At 72.3% G+C, this 18,263-nt stretch carries 10 protein-coding genes; 8 read left to right on the plus strand and 2 right to left on the minus strand.

Features of this window, described 5'->3' with window-relative positions:
- The first annotated feature begins 50 nt into the window (after window positions 1-50).
- Window positions 51-197: a hypothetical protein gene (locus BJ992_RS26305; protein WP_184985471.1), complete on the plus strand. Its 147-nt coding sequence runs from the start codon at window positions 51-53 to the stop codon at window positions 195-197.
- Between the two features lie 676 nt (window positions 198-873).
- Here the strand turns inward: BJ992_RS26305 and BJ992_RS32330 are convergent.
- Window positions 874-1,380: a hypothetical protein gene (locus tag BJ992_RS32330; protein WP_221474989.1), complete on the minus strand. Its 507-nt coding sequence runs from the start codon at window positions 1,378-1,380 to the stop codon at window positions 874-876.
- A gap of 341 nt (window positions 1,381-1,721) precedes the next feature.
- Here BJ992_RS32330 and BJ992_RS26315 point away from each other — a divergent pair, with 341 nt between their 5' ends.
- A complete protein-coding gene (locus BJ992_RS26315) occupies window positions 1,722-1,934 on the plus strand; it encodes a hypothetical protein (protein WP_184989490.1) in 213 nt (70 codons plus the stop codon).
- A gap of 86 nt (window positions 1,935-2,020) precedes the next feature.
- On the opposite strand, the gene BJ992_RS26320 is transcribed toward BJ992_RS26315, so the two are convergent.
- Complete coding sequence (locus BJ992_RS26320) at window positions 2,021-3,526, minus strand: S1 family peptidase (RefSeq protein ID WP_184985474.1); 1,506 nt, start codon at window positions 3,524-3,526, stop codon at window positions 2,021-2,023.
- Window positions 3,527-3,921: 395 nt separating this feature from the next.
- On the opposite strand from BJ992_RS26320, the gene BJ992_RS26325 reads away from it, so the two are divergent.
- Genes BJ992_RS26325 through BJ992_RS26350 form a run of 6 tightly spaced genes read left to right on the plus strand, consistent with a single transcriptional unit; the run spans window position 3,922 to window position 18,142 of the window.
- Window positions 3,922-7,449 (plus strand): hypothetical protein, encoded by a 3,528-nt coding sequence (locus BJ992_RS26325; protein ID WP_184985476.1) that lies wholly within the window; start codon window positions 3,922-3,924, stop codon window positions 7,447-7,449.
- A complete protein-coding gene (locus tag BJ992_RS26330) occupies window positions 7,446-7,625 on the plus strand; it encodes a hypothetical protein (protein WP_184985478.1) in 180 nt (59 codons plus the stop codon). The genes BJ992_RS26325 and BJ992_RS26330 overlap by 4 nt, the downstream gene beginning before the upstream one ends.
- Window positions 7,622-10,294, plus strand: coding sequence for a LamG domain-containing protein (locus tag BJ992_RS26335; RefSeq protein WP_184985480.1), 2,673 nt, complete (start codon window positions 7,622-7,624; stop codon window positions 10,292-10,294). The genes BJ992_RS26330 and BJ992_RS26335 overlap by 4 nt, the downstream gene beginning before the upstream one ends.
- Before the next feature lie 12 nt (window positions 10,295-10,306).
- Complete coding sequence (locus BJ992_RS26340; RefSeq protein ID WP_184985482.1) at window positions 10,307-11,950, plus strand: ComEC/Rec2 family competence protein; 1,644 nt, start codon at window positions 10,307-10,309, stop codon at window positions 11,948-11,950.
- A 14-nt stretch (window positions 11,951-11,964) separates the two neighbouring features.
- The gene (locus BJ992_RS26345) at window positions 11,965-16,335 is read left to right on the plus strand and encodes a DUF6603 domain-containing protein (RefSeq protein WP_184985484.1); all 4,371 of its coding nucleotides are present in this window, start codon (window positions 11,965-11,967) and stop codon (window positions 16,333-16,335) included.
- On the plus strand, window positions 16,328-18,142 hold the full coding sequence (locus BJ992_RS26350) for a hypothetical protein (protein ID WP_184985486.1): 1,815 nt from the start codon (window positions 16,328-16,330) through the stop codon (window positions 18,140-18,142). The genes BJ992_RS26345 and BJ992_RS26350 overlap by 8 nt, the downstream gene beginning before the upstream one ends.
- The last annotated feature ends 121 nt before the right edge of the window (window positions 18,143-18,263 follow it).

Below are 18,263 nucleotides of genomic sequence, written 5' to 3' on the forward strand. Positions count from 1 at the left end.
CGCTCCCCCGCGCCTGCCCAGGTGCCACGGCTATCGCAGGACCGGCGGGGATGAGTTGTGCGCGCGGTGGCACCGGGATGGCGGGGACACCGGGCCGGCCCACCGGCGGGTACGGCCGCGGCCGGTACGGCGGGTACGGCGGGTACGGAGCCGGGTACGGCGGGTACGGCGGATACCCGGTCACGGGGACGCACTGATACTGCGGACACGGCACGGTGAAGCACTGCCTGGGTGAGTACACGCAGGTGTACCCAGGCGGACACTGGGTCAGCGCGCACCCGTCACAGGAAGCCGGCCGGTTCGCCAGTTCGGCGGTCCGTGAGATGGACGGCGCCTTCGGCGCTCCCGGTACCGGTCGTGCCATGTCGGCCGACGCGGCGGCCGTGGAGAAAGTCAGACCGGCCACAGCGGCCGCGATGACAAAAGCGGTTCGGACCATAACGAATCCCCCGAATTCCCTTCTGATCCAACGATCGATACCACTCTCGGGACCTGCGGCCCATCGAATACCGAGGTCTCGTACATAGATTCCTTGACTTGATCCGATCATCGCATTCAATGACCGGCGTTCACCGGAGCGTGCACCGTGGCCTCGGCCAGAAAAGAGTAAAGGGACGCGGTCTCCCGAGAGGTCGCGAGTACGCACATCGTTTTCTCCCGCGGCGGGTTTGCTGTCGCCTGCCTGACGGAGGCTCCGATGCTTGCTCACGTGCGCCTGGTCCACTCTCCCGCAGGCCACGGCAATGGAAAGGGGGTGAGCCGTGAGCCGGCCCACCCCTTTTCGTCTTCCTCGTCGCTACTCGCACACCGGTGTGACGAAAACCCCTGTGCACAAGGGGTACAGCACCGGTTGCGGCGAATACGGAGCAGTGGTCACCGGCGAGACGGCGATACCGTTGGTCCCGGCCGGACCAGGGGGACCCTGAGGTCCAGGCGGCCCCTGCGGACCGGCGGGGCCAGGAGGACCGTCCATCCCAGGAGGACCTGCGGGCCCGGGAGCACCGTCGAACCCAGGCGGACCCTGCGGACCGGCGGGACCAGGAGGACCGTCAAGGCCCGCAGGACCCGCGGGACCGGGAGCACCGTCGAACCCAGGCGGACCCGCAGGACCAGGAGGGCCTTGGGGACCGGCGGGACCAGGAGCACCGTCAAGACCCGCAGGACCCGCGGGACCAGGAGCACCGTCGAACCCAGGCGGACCCGCAGGACCAGGAGGGCCCTGAGGACCGGCGGGACCAGGAGCACCGTCAAGACCCGCAGGACCCGCGGGACCAGGAGCACCGTCGAACCCAGGCGGACCCGCAGGACCAGGAGGGCCCTGAGGACCGGCGGGACCAGGAGCACCGTCAAGACCCGCAGGACCCGCGGGACCAGGAGCACCGTCGAACCCAGGCGGACCCGCAGGACCAGGAGGGCCTTGAGGACCGGCGGGGCCCTGTGGCCCCGGCGGAACCCTGCAGAGCGCCTGAGGGATGTTCAGGTATCTGCACAGTGGGATGGCGTTGGGCTGAGCGGCCTCGACGCTTGGCAGCCGACTCGGAATGAGGATCGGTAGCGGGATCCTCGTCAGAGGGATCAGTTGCGGGATCGGCGACGAGCACAGGACGGTGACGGCCGGGTAAAAGCAGTCCCGGATCGCCGCGCCGTACAAGGTATGGCGCGCAGCCGACTCGTGGCCTGTCCGGAACACCGCGTCGGTGAAGGCACCTTGGTCAGGTGACATGGACGTGCTCGCCTCTGCGACGGCGGCGGCCGGTGCGCAGACGAGCACGATCCCCGTCAGGGCACCGCCCATGAGGGTTCGTTTCATCGAGGTAGCCACTATTCATTCTCTCCCGGAAGGGTTTATCGAATGGTTATCGGTGTTCGAGCCGGCCCCCCGCACCGGATCGGGAATCGGCACCGCGAAGCCGGTGAAGGCTGTCGCGGCATGAGGTGGGACGGACGGCTCTGGTGAGGCGGCAGGAACGAGATCCCGGTGACCGTCCCGGCGGCGAGGCCCGGTGGGACGGCCGGCCGGTCATGAGGGTGCGCTGAACCCGAGGGTGTAGGTCCCGGTGCCGGTATGGGAGACGACGCGGTACCGGTAGTAGCCCGGGGTACCTGTGTAGGTGACGGTCTGACGGTTGGTGGAGCTCTCCGAGGTGGCCACGGTGAGCCATGTCCAGCCGATCCACCTCTGCAGGTAGAGGTAGAACTCGGTGCCGGCAGGGGAGTACAGGCACCCGCTGTGCACTCCCTGCGTGGCCGACCTGTAGTAGAGATTGCCTGGCTGGTAGTGGGCCTGACCGTCGCGGAGCGAGCCTCTCACCGTCCGCGCGTAGCCGGTACATGGCTCGGTCTCCTGGGGAGGCGGGGTGGCCGCCGCGGTGGTCAAGGTGAGGCCGTAGGCGCTGAGGATCGGTGTGAGCGGCTGGAAGTACGTCGTCCCACCTGAACTGCAGTTACCTGTGCCGCCGGACGTGACGCCTTGTGCCTGCGGGCCGGAGATGAAGGGGCCGCCGGAGTCGCCGCGTTCCGCACAGGCGCTGGTGCGGGTCAGCCCGGAGACGGTGCCCTCGGGGTACTGGACGGAGGCGCCGCGCTGCTGGACGGTGCCGCAGTGCCAGCCGCTGGTGGAACCGGTCCGGCAGACCACCGCACCTTCGACGGCCTCTGCGGAGCTGGTGACGTTCACGGAGCCGTCTATCTGGCTCCTGACCCAAGGCTGGGGTGTCCAGTTGGAGTTCACCGCGATCCACGCGTGGTCGTGGACGGGGAAGACCGAGTTCTGGAACACCCCCTGGCCGATCCCGTTGTGTCCCGTGGTGACGTTCCCGGCATTACCGCAGTGGCCGGCGCTGACGAAGGCGTTCTGCGTGCCGCGCCGGACGGAGAAGCCGACGGAGCAGCGGACCCTGCCCTGGATGTAGTAGGCATCGCCGCCGACCAGGTCGTACAGGGGTTTCGGTCTTTCGTCGGACGGTCTCACGAGCACGTCGCCGTCCAAGCCGACATCCTTGATGTGGTCGTCCACGATCGCGGGCCTAGGGCTGAGGACGACGACCTTGTTCACCCGTACCTCGGGGAAACGCACGACGATCGAGTCGGCGGTCGGAGACGGCGCTTTCTTGGCGAGCACGGCAAGGAGCCCGAGGAGTTCGGCCAACGACTTGTCGACGACCCTCGGCTGCGCGCCGGCGGCGGCGATCAGGGGTACATCGGCGGTGCTGGTACTGGCCACCGTGAGGGTGGCCGAGGTGGGACCCGAGAAGTAGGAACCGCCGAAGCGGACGCCGAGCTTCTTGCGGAGCTCGATCGCGACCGGTGTCAGCCGGGCCTCGTTGCGCAGGCGCTCCATGATCTGGCCCGGCGCGAGATGGAGGTCCCGCGTCAGTGCTTCCATGACACCAGGCGGTGGCGACTGGCTCACGGCGACGGTGCCGGCCGGCGGAGTGCGCTTCGCCTCGGCGACGGGACCCATGAGGCTCAGCACGGCGAGCGCAAGCACGCATCCTGCGGTGACGACACGCCTGCGGGACGACATGGTTCTCCCCTCGGGAATCACAACGTGAGGGGAGAGCGCCACATGCTGATCGATCATGCGACGCACAGCAGAGTAACCCGGCCCGGCCGGCCTTCGGCGAAGCGCCACGCCGTGTGGATCTTCAGGTCCTGGCCGGGGAGCTCGGCCGCCCCTGGAGCTCACCAGTCGAGACGGACATCATTCGCGTTAACCGGCTTATCCCTATTCCAGTGGATAAACAAATTGAGAAGGCGCTCGACAGCACATATGTCCACGTCAGAGCCGCCACAGTAGGGCCTCAGCCACCGTCCGTAATTTATTGGACCAATATCATGCGTACCGTCGTATTCGGCCGGGATCAGTTCTAATATGCGATGAGTTTCACACCATTGGCCCCTGCTGATGCGGATGGTGCCATGAGCGTGCTCTGTGTTCCCGTTCACGTCGACGCTCTGTGTCTCGCCACCGACGCGGACGTCGCCGGTCCCCTGGCGGACTTCACCCGCCTGCCGTACGTCGACCCCGTCACGGGACGCGACGTCCGAGCGGACCTCCCCTATGTCGGCGAGGTCGTGCTCCCCGCTCCGTTCGAGGACGCCGGCCTGCGCCTCGGGGCCGGTGTGCACCTGCACTGGGCCCTCCCCGACGCGCTCACCCGCGTGGTCAAAGGCGAGCGGGGGACCCATGTCCCCGTGGTGCCGAACCGGTGGCTGGTGACCCGCTCGCGGGACGGCGCGGTCGAGGGCCGGTGGCTGGTGCTGAGCGACGTGTTGTCCGACGACGACACCGGAGGGGTCGCCTACCCGGTGTCCGGCGACGTCCCCGCCGGGACGGCGGGACGGCCCTACCGGTTCCTCGGACGCACGGTGCCGCTGCGGCGGTGGGACCCGCGTGAGCCGCTGGACCGCCTGCCGGAGCTCACCGCCGCCGGTCACGGCGACCCGGCGTTCGCCGCGTTCTACCCGAACTGCCACAGCGTGTTCGGCTTCCACGATCCGGCGTACACCGGCACTCCCCCGGCGGGCCTGAGCTACGACGTGCTCGGCTGGTACGGCGACACGACGCAGGACGAGTCGGCGCGGGTCCTCGCCACGGCCGGGGACGGCTGGCGCGCGGCCCTCGCGGACCGCCTCGGGTGGCGCGCGCCGGCGGACGCGGCGCGGCCGGCGCGCATGGTGTGCTTCGGCCGGCTGAGCTTCGCTCCGGCGCGTGACACCGTCAATCCGCTGCTCGCGGACGCCGAGACCGGGGTGTGTGTCGGCGAGAACCCCACCGGAGCGCTGGCGGCGCACCTCGGCGCCACGCTGCCGGGGGTCACCCCCGAGTCGCTCGAGGACCTGCTCGAGGCGCTGGCGTACGCCGGCGACCTGGAGAACGCCACGCTCGACCTGTCCATCGGCCTGGACGAGGCGCGGCACACCGCCGCGTTCACCCCGATCACGGCGGGGGTGCGGTGGAACGTCTACGCGCGCGACGACACCGCGACCCCGGACACGCCGCCGCTCACCCCGGAGGAGAAGCTGAACCGTGAGCGGCTGACCCCTCCGCCTGAGCTGGACGGCCTGCTGGCCGCGCTCAACGAGGCCCAGGAACGTCACGACCAGGCGCGGCGCACGCTGACGGGGCTGCGCAGGCGGCTGTACGCCGACTGGTACAAGTACATGCTCTGCGCCTACCCGAGCGACCCGGGCCTCGACAGCTACCCCTCCCCCGACGAGGTGAGGTTCTTCCTCGAAAGGAGCATGGACGAGCTGGACCGGCTGGCGGCCCGCACCGGGGTCCACCCCGCCGTGGGAGAAGGCGACACCCTGGCCCATCGTCTGGCGAAGGCCCGTGAGGCGGTGGACGCGTCGCTCGCCGCCGTCAACGCGACGACGGCCAGAGCGGCGCGCACGACGTACGTCCTGCGCGAGGTGCCGGGTCCCCGCCACTACCGGCCGAACGAGCCGGTGGTGCTGCTCACCGGGTCGGCCGCCACACCGTCCGACCGGTACGGCGAGGACGGCGCGGCGGAGCCGGACGGGCTGCTGCCGTGCGACGTGATCCCCGCGGCGGAGCCGGTGGACCCCGAAGGCGCCGTCGCGCTGTGGACGGCGGTGGCGCGCGGCGTCGCGCCGCCGCACCCGGCGGTGCGCGTGTGGACGCACGCGCCGTGGCATCCGGTGCTCCTGCAGTGGGAGGCCGAGTTCTTCCCCACCGCCGCCGGCGGCAACATCGGCTCCGGCCACCGGGACTACGACCCGGACTTCGTCACCGCGAACTACGCGCTGACCGCCGCCGACGTCGAGCTGCGGCCCCGCGGCGGCTTCCCCGGCAAGGCCGCCAACGTGTACTCAGGCACGACGGTGCTGTCCCCGTCGGCGCGGCCGGTGCTGACCGAACGCGTCCTGCGTTACCTGTCCGGCGGCGCGCTGGCCGCGTACAACAAGGCTTTGATGAAGGCGGGCCGTGCGCCGCTGTCCGCCGAGGACTTCCGTGCCTCCCCGGCGGCCGTCCTGGACTGGTACGACGCGAACGGCGACGACGAACGGAACAAGACGCTCGCCATGGTGTACCGGCACCTGGCGGCCAACCAGGACAACAACCTGTCCCAGAGCCTCGGCGGTTTCAACGACGCGCTGCTCATGTTGCGGCTCGCCAGGCAGCTCCCCGTGGACGACCCGCTCGGCTTCCCCGGCGACCGGGCCTTCACGGCGCGGGTGGCGGCACGGATCGGGGACGAGAACCGGCACGCTCCGCAGCCGCTCAGCGACTTCAACCCGATACGCGCCGGAGCGCTGCGGGTGCGCAGGCTGCGGATCGTGGACAACTTCGGCACCACGCACGACGTGGACGTCGGCACGCTGCGCACCACGACCCGGCTCACCGTGAAGGACCGGCCCCGGTGGGTGGCGATGGCGCCGCGCCTGGCCCAGCCGGCCCGCGTGGCCCTGCGACTGCTCGACGCCGCAGGCGAGACGGCGCCGCTGACCGGTCTGCCTACGTGCACCCCTGTGTGCGGATGGCTGCTGCCTGCCGTGCTGGAGGACGCCGTGCGCGTCCACACCGCCGACGGAGCCTGGGCCGGGTCGATCCACGCGCTTCCCGACCCGCGCAGACCGGACGCAGCGCTGTGGCGGCCGGCCCCGGAGTCGGACGTGACCGACCCCGAGACGGATCTGGCGAACCCTCATCTGCGGGACGTAGCCGGGTGGCTGCTGCGGTCCGGCGCGGACGGGGTCGGCGCGATGCTGTCGGCGCTCGACGAGGCGCAGGCCTCGGTGGAGCCCGAGGACCCCGGCGGGCTGCGCGGCGTGGCGCTGCTGCTCGGCCGGCCGGTCGCCGTGGTGCGCGCGGAGGTCGCGCTCGATCCGCTGGAACCGCCGGCCGTGCACCAGGACTGGAACGTGTTCCGGCAGGACATGGCACGCGCCGGACGGGAGACCAACGAGTTCACCCTGGTCCGGTTCCCCGTGCGGATCGGCGAGCACGGCCGGCTGTCCGACGGCGTGCTCGGCTACTGGGTGGAGCGGTCCCCCGGCGACCTCGGCCCGGACTACCACGACGTGCAGGCCCTCGGCGACGCCGACGCGCCGAGCCCCGTGCTGGTGGGTCTCGACCTGCCGCCCCGCCGTCTCACGGTGCTGCTCGACCCGCACGGCGCGATCCACGCGACCAGCGGCGTGCTGCCGACCGAGTCGGCGGCGCTCGCCGCCGAGCACTACCGGGACGCGCTCACGCGCCTTGCGATCGGCCTGCCGGCCGCGCCGGTCCTGACCGACGCCGAGCAGGTCGCGCTGCCGCTGCCGGCCGAGCCCGGCTCGGTGTGGTCGTGGCTGGAGCGCACCCCCGAGGGGTGGACCGGTGTCACCGATCCGCCGCGGCCGCAGGAGCGGTTCCCGAGCGGCCTGACCGTACGAGAGGGGCGGCTCACCTTGCGGCCCCGAGGACAAGGAACCCCGTGACGCAGCAGATCACCCTGACGTTGTCGATACCGCAGACCAACCTGATCCTGGAGGCGCTCGGACAGATGGCGTACGCACGGGTCTACGAACTGGTGGACACCATCCACCGGCAGGCCGCCGGACAGCTCGGCGACGACGGGGGACGGCAGGCGCGCGCCGAGGACGGCGTGTCATGACGGCCGGCCTGGTGCTGTACTGGCGGCTCGACGACCTCACACCGGAGAACCGCGCGGTCGACTCCTCGGGGAACCGGCTCAACGGGAACGTCGAAGGCGACCCCGGCGTGCGGGCCGACGAGCGGTTCGGCAGCTGCCTGGTCCTGGACGGCAGGGCCGACGCGCTGACCGTGCCGGACGACCCGGCGCTGCGCCTCACCGCGTACACCGTGTCGGTATGGGTCCACATGGCGCAGCCGATGGCCGCGCCGGCGAAGGGGGACGTGCCGCCGAGGGACGCGAAGGCGGACCCGCCGAAGAACGCGAAAGGCGCCGTCGCGCCGGTCCTGGCGAGAGACGCGGTCTTCGTCGCGGGGAAGGCCGACGGCTTCGCGTTGTCGCTGGACGCGCGCGGTGTCGTGCGGCACGCCGTACCGGTCGACGGCGACCGGTCGGCGGCGTACGCCACCGAGCCGGGGTCGTTCGACTGGAACCGGTGGCGGCACGTCGCGGTGACCTGCGACGGGAAGGTCGCGGCCGTCTACCTGGACGGGGTTCAGGCGGCGCGGTACACCCTTCCCGGCGATCCGCTTCCGGGCCGTGCGGCGCTGACCGTGGGACGGGACCCTGCGGCACGGCGCGCCTACCTGAACGGCGCCACGGCGCACCTGCGGATCTACGACGCGGCGCTGAGCGAGCAGGAGATCCGGCGGGACATGGCCGCCGACGAGGCCGCGCTCGCCGCGTTCGTCCGCGCGCATCCTCTCGACTTCGAGCTGACCGGCGCCGGCGAGCAACCGGTGCTGTACATCGACGACGACCCGGCCGGACAGCCGATGACGCTGCGGCTGGTCAACTCCTCACGGCAGGACCTGGAGCTGCGGGCCCCCGGCGCGGTACGGGTCTCGGCGGCCGACCACCATGTGGCGCTGGCCTTCCGGCCCGGCACGTTGGCCGCCTCGGCGACGCCGGGTGTCGTCACCCCGGGCTGGTCGATGGCCGCCGCGCCGGACGGCGCCACGCTGTACCTGCTGCACGACACCGCGGCCGTGATCAAGCCGGGTGCCGCTCTGCCGGTGGACCTGCGGGGGCTGAAGGCCGACGGCGCGGGTGGCACGCGCGGCACGCGTGTGGAGCTGGCCTACCGGCTGCTCGGGTACGCGAACGAACCCGGCGAGCTGACCGGGACACGCCGGCGGTACCTCGACGTCGTCAACCACCGGGGCCGGCCGGACATCCCGCTGGACGTGGGGTTCGCCGGCGGGGACCGGGTGCTCAGCGACGGCGTGACACCGGGGTCGCTGCGGCTGCGTGTCGTCAACGTGTCCCACGACACGGCGGTGGCACTCACCGGCGAGGCCACCGCCGGTGACGCGGCGTCCGCGTTCACCGTCGGCTTCGACGTCCAGCACCAGGGGGAGGCCAGGCCCTGGGCCCTGACGGAGTCCGGCCGCGCGGGGAACGTCCACCTCACGCTCGGCGCGACCGCGGTGAGCTGGGACGTCACGCGGGAGGACCTCGGTCAGCGCGTGCGGTGGACGCTGAAGCCGCGCGACGGCACGTCGCTGCCGCCAGGCGGCTTCCTGGACCTGACGCTCACCGGCGTGTACGCGCTCGACTCCCCCGGTCACGCACCTGTCGTCGTGGCGTACCGCAACATTCCCGGGTACCAGGACGGTTTCCGCACCGTGGTGGCCGAGCGCGCGCCGCTGCTGTTCACGGCGAGCGAGGTCGTGATCGGCACGGCGACCCCGTCGGCGCGGCTGACGGTCAGCGCCGCCGACGGCCATCTGCAGCTACGGCGCGAGTCCGACGCGGGAGGCGGCGGCAGGCTCCTGTTCCTGGACCTGTACCAGGACGCCACGGACGGCGAACTGGAGACGGTGCACCCCGCCGTCCGCTTCACCCACGCCGGCCGCTTCGCGCACCGTGTGGAGGCCAGGGCCGACGGCTTCCACCTCAGGTCCGGCGACCTCGCGTCCGACACCCCGGCCGACCTGACCGCCGGACGCGCTTCGGTGACGGCCCTGCGGGTCGCCGGGACCGGTGAGGACGCCAACGGCACGACGCTGGTGCTCGGCCCCACCGAGAGAACGAACCTGCGCCTCGGGTACCACGACCAGTACGGCTGGATCCAGTCGCACAACAGCAAACCGCTGGCCGTCAACCCGCTCGGCAACAACGTGGGGATCGGCACGACGACGGTCCCCGCGCGGCTGACGGTCGGCTCGGCGTCGGAGCACCTGCAACTGCGCAGGGACGCGACCACGGCCGGCAAGGTGCTGTTCCTTGAGCTGTACCAGGCCGACACCGCCGCGAACGTCCTGACGTACCCCGCCATCCGGTTCCACCACTCGAACAAGTTCTGGCACCGCGTCGAGGCCCGTCCCGACGGCTTCCACCTGAAGACCGGCGCGATGGACGCCGACACGCTGGTCCCGCTGGTCGCCTCAGGCGCGACCCTCGGCTCGCTGACCATCGGCGCCACCACCATCGGCGAGAACGAGCTGAAGATCCTGCGGCGGCTGGCCGCCGGCGCGCTGGAGTTCGACCTCTACAACATCGCGCAGAGCGAGTACGCCTTCGCCGGGACGTACACCTTCACCGACAACCGCCGCTACGTCTTCACCTGGGGTGAGAAGAACCAGCGGGTCAGCCAGGGCCGCTGGCGCCTCACCTTCCCGAGCTGAGGAGGCGCGACCATGCCGTGGGACCTGACCATCTTCACCCTGGACGTCCGGCAGGGGGACAGCTCGCTCGTCGTCGCGGAGAACGCGACGACCGGCCAGGTGCGCAGAATGCTGATCGACGGAGGGTCCGTGGACCATGCCGTCACGGCGCACGACGCCGTGGAGGCCAGGCTGAACCCCGGGGAGTCGCTGGACCACGTGCTGGTCAGCAGTTATGCGGGTGAGCACTACGAAGGCGTGATGCGGCTGCTCGGCGCCGACAACCTCCACCGGATCGCCGATGTGATCGCCGAGGTCGCGACCCGTGAGGCGGCGCTCGGGAACAGCGACCGGGAACAGGCCGCCGCGGCGGCGGCCGGCGCGTACGCCGCGTGCTTCGGCGGGTACGACACACCCGGCGGCGTCGGCGGGGTGGCGGCGCGGCTGGCGCCGGTGACGACGGCGATCCGCAACGGCGCGGCCAACGCGCCGGACGTCCCCACGGCCATCCTGCTCGGGTACACAGGAGCCCAGGTCGCGCTGCCCGTGGTGGCACCGCTCAACCCGGCGCTGACGACCGCGCAGGCCTTCGCGGAGCAGATCGCGCTCGTCGCGGCCAACGACGCCGACCTGCTGCTCGCTCAAGGCGGCTTCCCCAACGGCAACGCGACACCGGCGGCGCTGAACGCTCTGCGGACCGCCATCCGCGAGGACGTCCTGGACGAGTTGTTCCCCGCCGCGCCGCCGGGGGGCCGGTTCGACACCGGCGGCGTCTACGCCACGACCCAGGTCATCGTCCCCCCGGTGGCGGGTGACCCGGGGCAGGCCGGTCCCCGGCAGGCCGCGGCGAGGAACGCGGCGTGGCTGGCGGACGCCGCGGCCGGTGCCATCGACATCAACGGCAGAGTGGCATGGGCCCCCGGTGTCGCACGCACGCTCACCACGCTCGGACCGCAGGCGCTCGGCACCGAGATCCTGTGGAACTCCGGGCCCGCCGCCGTCCCCGCACCCGCAGGCGCACCCGGCGTCTTCCTGGTGGCGGCCGAAGGCAGGGTCTGGAACACCACGCAGGCCGTCACACCGGGTGGCGTGTCGATCCCCCAGGCCGAAGGACTCGGCGTCGTGGTGCGGTTCAACGACTTCTTCCACTACAGCGGGGGTGACCTGCCGCGTGACGGTTCCGAGCGGGTCGCAGCGGCCCTGACCGGCGCCGGGCTCCCCAACCCCCAGGGAGGTCCGGTGCTGCCGCCGGCGGCCAGGATCGCGTCCGTCAAGTGCGACGTCCACGGCGACGACGCCGGCACCGGCGCGACCTTCCTGAACACCGCGGCCCCGGCGGTGGCGTACATCTCCGCCGGGAGGACGGGGCCGCTCGACCGGTCGCCGTCGCAGGCCGTCGTGGACCGGCTGCACAACGACCCGAACGTCGAACGGTTCTACCTGACCAACTGCAGCTTCCCGAGGGCCCACGTCCCGGCGAGCACCGGGAACCCGCAGGCGGTCCTCGGCAACAAGTCACGTGTGTGCGGCGACAACGCCGCGGTGGACGGCGACAACCGTGTGAGGGGAAACGTGACGCTCATCATCTCGCAGAACAACTCCATGAACCCGGTGTCGTTCCTGGTCGTCCACCGCGACGCGACCGGCGGCCCGGTCATGGACCAGTTCCACCTCTGACGGCGGGAGACCTCATGGACCTGACCGCGCTCGCCGCGTACGTCTCCGGGACGACCGGCCCCGTCGTGCTGGACGCCGGCGACACCCGGCTGCCTGCCGAGCTGCGGGACCTGCTCGTCACCACCCCCGGCAAGCGGATCACGCTCACCTCGGCCGAGGTCACCCCCGGCGGCGCGGCGCTCGTCATCGCGGGGCCTTCGGGTGACGTGTGGCCCGTGCAGGGCCTTCCCGGTGTGCGGGTCACCCTCAGCCGGGTGACGCTGACGCTGACCGAAGGCGGCACCCCGCCGGTGACCGGGACCGCGACCGGCGTCCTGCCGCTGACGGCCACGGTCACGGCGCCGGTGACGCTCACCCGAGGCGCGGCGGAAGGGCCCGGCGCGTGGCGGCTCACGCTCGCCGGTGACGTACCAGGGGTGGCACCGACGGACCTGCTGTCCCTCGGCCGGCCCGGTGGCGCGTCGCTCGTGCCGGTCCCGTCGGGGCTCGCCGCTCTCACCACCGCGCGTACGGTGCCGGCCACCGGGTACGCCGTGACGTTCCACCCCGGCACCTCCTTCGAGGCGTACTCCACCGTGACCGTGCCGCTTCCCGGCGTGCGGTGGCCGATCGTGCCGGAGATCCTGGAGCTCGACGGGCTGGAGGTGCGTGCCGAGTTGTCCACGGTGTCGTTCGCCGCCGTGGTCGCCGGTCAGGTCGTCGTGGACGGCGTCCCCCTGGAGGTCGGTGTCGGCCTGCGGCCGGGGACGCACTGGTACGCGTACCTGAGGCCCGCGCCTGGCCGTGCCTTCCCCGGGGTGGCGGCGCTGGCGTCGTGGATCGGCGGGCCGTCGGTGACGGCGGCGTTCCAGGCGGCCGGGTTCGACGGCGCCGCGTTCGACCTCGCCGTCGAGAGGATCGAGACCGGGTTCGACTGGAAGGCGCCGGCGATCGACTACGTCGAGGTCGCGAGCAGGCTGACGCTCGGCGCGCTGGAGTTCGACGTCGTGCTGCGGCTGCCGGACATCGAGGTCCGCGGCTCGCTGCGTGGCGGCCCGGTGCCGCTGACCGAGGTGCTGGCCTCGTACGGCCTGCCGACGGCGGGGGTGCCGTCCACCTTGAAGATCCACAAGGCGGGGCTGACGGCGCGGCCCCGGCGCGGGTCCTACCTGGCCGAGCTGGACGCCGACGACGTGTGGCAGGCGGGGCCGATCGGCATCGACGAGGTCGGCGTCGTCGTGTCCTACCGCGAAGGCAGGGGGTTCGGCGGCGCCGTGCACGGCGTGATCGCGCTCGGCGCGTCGATCCGCCTGGGCCTGGTCGCCGCGTACGACCCCGTGGAGGGGTGGTCGTTCGCCGGGGAGACCGCGCCGGGGTCACGCCTCGCGATCGGGGACCTGGTGGCCGAGCTCGGCGACCGGTTCGGGGTGCGGGACCTGCCGGAGGCGGTGACCAGCCTGGCGCTGACCGGGCTCCGGGTCGCCTACCGGACGGGGGACGGAGGGTTCACCTTCGCCTGCCGTGGCGGGCTGACCATCGCCGAGGCCCCGGTGACGCTCGCCGTGGACGTCGCGGTGGCGCGTCCCGCGACCCCCGGCGGGCCGCGTCCGGTGTCGTTCCGCGGCCGGATCGACGTGGACGCCGGTGGCGTGCCGCTGCGGTTCGACACGGGGATCGCCACCGGCGCCGACGCCAAGCTGTTCACGGCGGCCTACTCGCATGTACCAGGCGCGGCCACCCCCGACGTGCGGAGCGTCGTCGCGGCGTTCTGGCCGTCGGCGGCCGAGGTGATCCCCGAAGGGATCGCGGTGGACGTGCGCGACGTGGTGTTCGCGGCCGACCGCACCACCACGACGGCGTACCTGTTCGTGGCGGACCTCGGCGCCACGGTGGACCTGTCCGGGTTGCCGGTCGCCGGAGAGCACCTCGGCACGGCGGGGGTGGACCCGTTGCGGCTCGTCGCGGCGTCGGGGCCGATCGGCGTGGAACAGGTCAGGAAGCTCAACGCGCTGCTGCCGGACACCGTGGCCCCTCTGCCGGAGCGCGACATCCCGGCGGGGGTCGCCTTCGAGGCGACGCTGAAGGCCGGCGACCTCAGTGTGCCGGTCTCGCTGCGCATCGGCGGCGCGGGGGCCCCGGCCCCCGGCACCACCGGCACATCGGGGACCACCGGAGCACCCGGCTCTCCGGGAACGCCGAGCACACCGGGGACACCGGGGACGCGGCCGAGTACCGCGCCGCCTGCCGTGCCGGCCACGGCCGGGGTGTCGGGGACGCAGGCGCGGACCACCGACGACGTGACGTGGGTGAAGGTCCAGCGGGGGTTCGGTCCGGTGCGGATCGCGCGGATCGGCATGACCTACCGGGACGGCAAGCTGAAGGTGCTGCTGGACGCCTCGATCAGCCTGGCCGGGATGACGCTCTCCCTGGACGGACTGGCGGCCGAGGTGTCGTTGTCGCGTCCCGCCGCGGTGCCGGTGTTCTCGCTCAGAGGGCTCGGCCTGTCCTACGTGTCGGGTCCCACCGAGATCGGCGGCGCGTTCCTCACCGGCGAGATCGTCTACGAAGGCCACACCTACCCCGCGTACAGCGGCGGCGCTCAGGTCAAGCTGAAGACGCTCGGCCTGTCCGCGATCGGCTCGTACGTCCAGTTGCCTGGCGAGCCGTCACTGTTCGTGTACGCGGTCCTCGACTACCCCATCGGCGGCCCACCGGTCTTCTTCGTGCGCGGCCTCGCGGCGGGGTTCGGCTACAACCGGCGGCTGGTCGCACCGCCGATCGAGGCGGTCGCCGCGTTCCCGCTGGTCGCGGAGGCGTCGGGTCAGGGACGTGCCGGCACGACCCTGGCGGACGAGCTGGCCGCGCTCGCCCCGTACCTGCCGGTGTCGGCCGGCGATTACTTCCTCGCGCTCGGCGTCCGGTTCACCTCGTTCGAGATGATCGACTCGTTCGTGCTGCTCGCCGTGGTGTTCGGCCACCGGTTCGAGGTGGACGTCCTCGGCCTGTCGACGCTGGTCCTGCCGGCCCCCGGCGCGGGTGCCGCCGGGGTGACCCCCATCGCCGAGGTGCAGCTCGCGCTCCGTGCCACGTTCGTGCCGGAAGAGGGCTACCTGGCCGTCGCCGCGCAGCTCACGCGAGACTCCTTCGTGTTGTCGCGCGACTGCCACCTCACCGGTGGGTTCGCGTTCTCGACGTGGTTCCCGGCCGAGAAGGACAACGGTCACGACGGCGACTTCGTCGTCACCGCCGGCGGGTACCACCCGGGGTTCCCCGTGCCGGCGCACTACCCGTCCGTGCCGCGGCTCGGGTTCTCGTGGCAGGTGTCGCCGCAGTTGTCGCTCAGCGGTTCCGCGTACTTCGCGCTGACCCCCGGCGCGCTCATGGCCGGAGGCGCGGTGAACGCCTCGTGGCAGGACGACTCGCTGCACGCGTGGTTCGACGCCTCCATGGACTTCCTCGTCGCCTGGCAGCCGTACCACTACGAGGCGACGCTGCACGTCAGCGTCGGTGCGACGTACACGCTCCCCGGTTTCGGCAACAACACCGTGAGCGCGCACGCCGGCGCGGACGTGACGCTGTGGGGACCGGACTTCACCGGCGTCGCCACCGTCGACCTGACGGTCACGTCGTTCACCGTCACGTTCGGCGCCGGCGACCGGTCGGCGCCGGAGCCCGTGCCGTGGGACCGTTTCCTCGCCGCCATGCTGCCGGGCCGCGACACGATCGTCACGCTGACCCCGCGCGGCACCGTACCCGGACCGGCACCGAGGCCCGGCGACCTCGGGGTGGTGGACGCCGCGGGTCTGGTGCTGGTCACCGACTCGGCCATCCCGAGCACCGCCGGCACGCGCGGAGCGAGCGGCGACGCGCTGCCGGTGAACGGCGCCGCGACCACGTTCGGCGTCGGTCCCGTGGGGGTCCCCACCGGCGGGGTGACGTCGGTGCAGCAGATCACGATCAGCGGACCGGACGGCCCCGCCGAGGCGGCGTTCACCTACACACCGGTGCGCAAGAACCTGCCGTTCGCGCTGTGGGGGGACAAACTCACCCCGGCGACGACCGACCCGAGGCTCGTCACCGGCATGCTCACCGGGTACGAGATCCGGCCCCTGCCGCCGGTCGAGCCCGCGCGTCGGCCCTGGGTGCACAGGTCCGCGTTGCTGGCCTCGACGTCCCTGGCGGAACGGCCGGGGGTGATCCGCCTGGAACCACCGCCGCCGTTCACCGCGAGCGCGGACGGCCCGGTGCCCCGGGAGGCGGCCATCGCGCGCGCACTGGCGGACCCGGAGGTCCTGGCGGCACGGGCCGCCGTGGCGCGCGCCGTGCTGGACGGCGCGCCGGCCGGCCCGTACGCGCTGGACGTCGCGGGCCTGGTCGAGATCCCGCAGGTGGCGGCCCATGTCTGAGTCCGATCGCGTCATCTTCTCCGGGTACCGGCGGCCGTCGCTGGAGAGCGGCGACTACGAGATCGGTGTCAGCCAGCAGGTCAGCCTGGACGGCGTGCCGTTCGGCGTCACCCGCGCCTTCACCGTGTCAGGCGACCGGTTCACCCTGCCGCCTTCGGCGATCCGCGAGGTGTTCCCTCCCGCCGGGAGCCTCGGTGACCATTCCGACGTGCTGCCGCACATCGTGCTGGACCGGCCGACGTTGCCGTGGGAACGTGACGTCCTGCCGCACGGCGGCTCGTCCGGCGACCGGCCGCCGTGGCTGGCGCTGCTGGTGTTCTCCGCCGACGAGAGTCCCGTCCCCGCCGTCGTGACCCTCGGCGCGCTCGGCGCGGGCCCCGCGCTGTTCCCCGCCGTCACGCTGGAACGGCACCAGGCCGCCGGGGACCAGGCGACCGTCATCGACGTCCCCTCCGAGCTGCTGCGCACCCTCCTGCCGTCCTACGACGAGCTGCGTCACCTGGCGCACGTGCGCTCCGGCGACGGCCCCGACGCCGCGCTCGTCGTCGCGGGACGGCTGCCGGCGCCGGGGGTGTCGACCGTCGTCCACCTCGTCTCGCTGGAGGGACGGTTCTCGGTGACGGCGGACGGACGGACGGAGTTCGGCTTCGGGGACCCCGGTTCGCTGGTGCGCCTGGTGACGCTGGCCAACTGGCGGTTCGCGTGCGTCGACGAGTCCCAGACGTTCTCCCGCATGGTGTACGACCTCGGTTCGGACAGGGGGACGTTCCGGCTGCCGCGCAGCGGGGAGCCGCGCGCCGACGCGTTCCTCGACCAGGGTTTCGTGCCGGCCAGGCACCACCTGCGCCAGGGGGCCCGCGGCGTCGCGTGGTACCGCGGCCCGCTCACCACGGGCCCGATGGACGGCGGTCCGGTCACCCCCGTGCGCGACCCGGACGCGTTGCTGCGTTTCCACCCCGAAGTCGGCATGTTCGATGTGGGGTACGCCGCCGCGTGGCAACTGGGACGGCTGCTCGTCCTGTCCAGCGGCGACACCGCCACCGGCCTGTACCGGTGGCGCCGCCGCCGCGCGCAGAGCCGGAGGCGGCGTGAGCGCGACGACTACCCGCTCGCCGTCCCCGACATCGACGACGCTCTTCCCCGTGGGGTGCTGGACTGGCTGGCGGCGCTCGCGCGCCTGGAAGGCGTGCCGCTGGCGTATCTCGTCCCCGACGAGCGGTTGCTGCCGGTGGAGACGATCAGGTTCTTCGGGGTGGACCAGCAGTGGGTGCGGCACCTGGTGGACGGCGCCTACAGCGTCGGCCGCCTGAGCCGGGCCGACGCCGAGCTCGACGCGGCCGACCCCCTTCCGCTTGCCTACACCCCCGTGACCGGTGCGCTGATCCGTTCCGACATCGTGTCCGGCTACCCCGGCCTGCTCGTGGACGCCTACGCCGACGCGGCGGGAACGCGTCCCCTGCCGTCACCGCGCACGGCGAGGCTCACCCCCGACATCCTGTTGTGCCTGTTCGACGGAGTGCTGGCCCGGCTCGACCTGCACCGGTCCCCCGAGTCGCGGCACTTCGCCGTCGAGCTGTCGGAGGACGAGAAGAGCTTCACCAAGGCCCTGCGGCCGGCCGGTGACGACGATGCCCCCGCCACGTCCCGTACGCGGCGGCTGCCTCTCGGCCCCCTGCGCACCGTTCCCGTCGGCGGCCTGGTGTCCGCCATGTGCGACGCGCTCGGCGTGGTCATGGAGGAGTTCACCGCGGGGGACTTCGCCGTGCAGATGGTGGAGACGTCGGAACGCGTCACGTTCCTGGCGTGACGGCGATGTCCGGCGCGGACGTGCTCTTCGCCGCACCAGAAGCAGAGCCGGCGCGCCGAAAGTATCGGAATACGATCAAAACTTCCAGGTGCCGTACCCGAGCACGTGACGGCGGTAATCC

The sequence above is a fragment of the Sphaerisporangium rubeum genome (genome assembly GCF_014207705.1).
GTDB lineage: Bacteria > Actinomycetota > Actinomycetes > Streptosporangiales > Streptosporangiaceae > Sphaerisporangium > Sphaerisporangium rubeum.

Bases quoted from the DNA above. Each gene is read 5' to 3' on its own strand.
- BJ992_RS26335 (WP_184985480.1), top strand. From the start codon at position 7,622: ATGACGGCCGGCCTGGTGCTGTACTGGCGGCTCGACGACCTCACACCG.
- BJ992_RS26305 (WP_184985471.1), top strand. From the start codon at position 51: ATGAGTTGTGCGCGCGGTGGCACCGGGATGGCGGGGACACCGGGCCGG.
- BJ992_RS26320 (WP_184985474.1), bottom strand. From the start codon at position 3,526: ATGTCGTCCCGCAGGCGTGTCGTCACCGCAGGATGCGTGCTTGCGCTC.
- BJ992_RS26325 (WP_184985476.1), top strand. From the start codon at position 3,922: ATGAGCGTGCTCTGTGTTCCCGTTCACGTCGACGCTCTGTGTCTCGCC.
- BJ992_RS26340 (WP_184985482.1), top strand. From the start codon at position 10,307: ATGCCGTGGGACCTGACCATCTTCACCCTGGACGTCCGGCAGGGGGAC.
- BJ992_RS26350 (WP_184985486.1), top strand. From the start codon at position 16,328: ATGTCTGAGTCCGATCGCGTCATCTTCTCCGGGTACCGGCGGCCGTCG.
- BJ992_RS26345 (WP_184985484.1), top strand. From the start codon at position 11,965: ATGGACCTGACCGCGCTCGCCGCGTACGTCTCCGGGACGACCGGCCCC.
- BJ992_RS26315 (WP_184989490.1), top strand. From the start codon at position 1,722: ATGGACGTGCTCGCCTCTGCGACGGCGGCGGCCGGTGCGCAGACGAGC.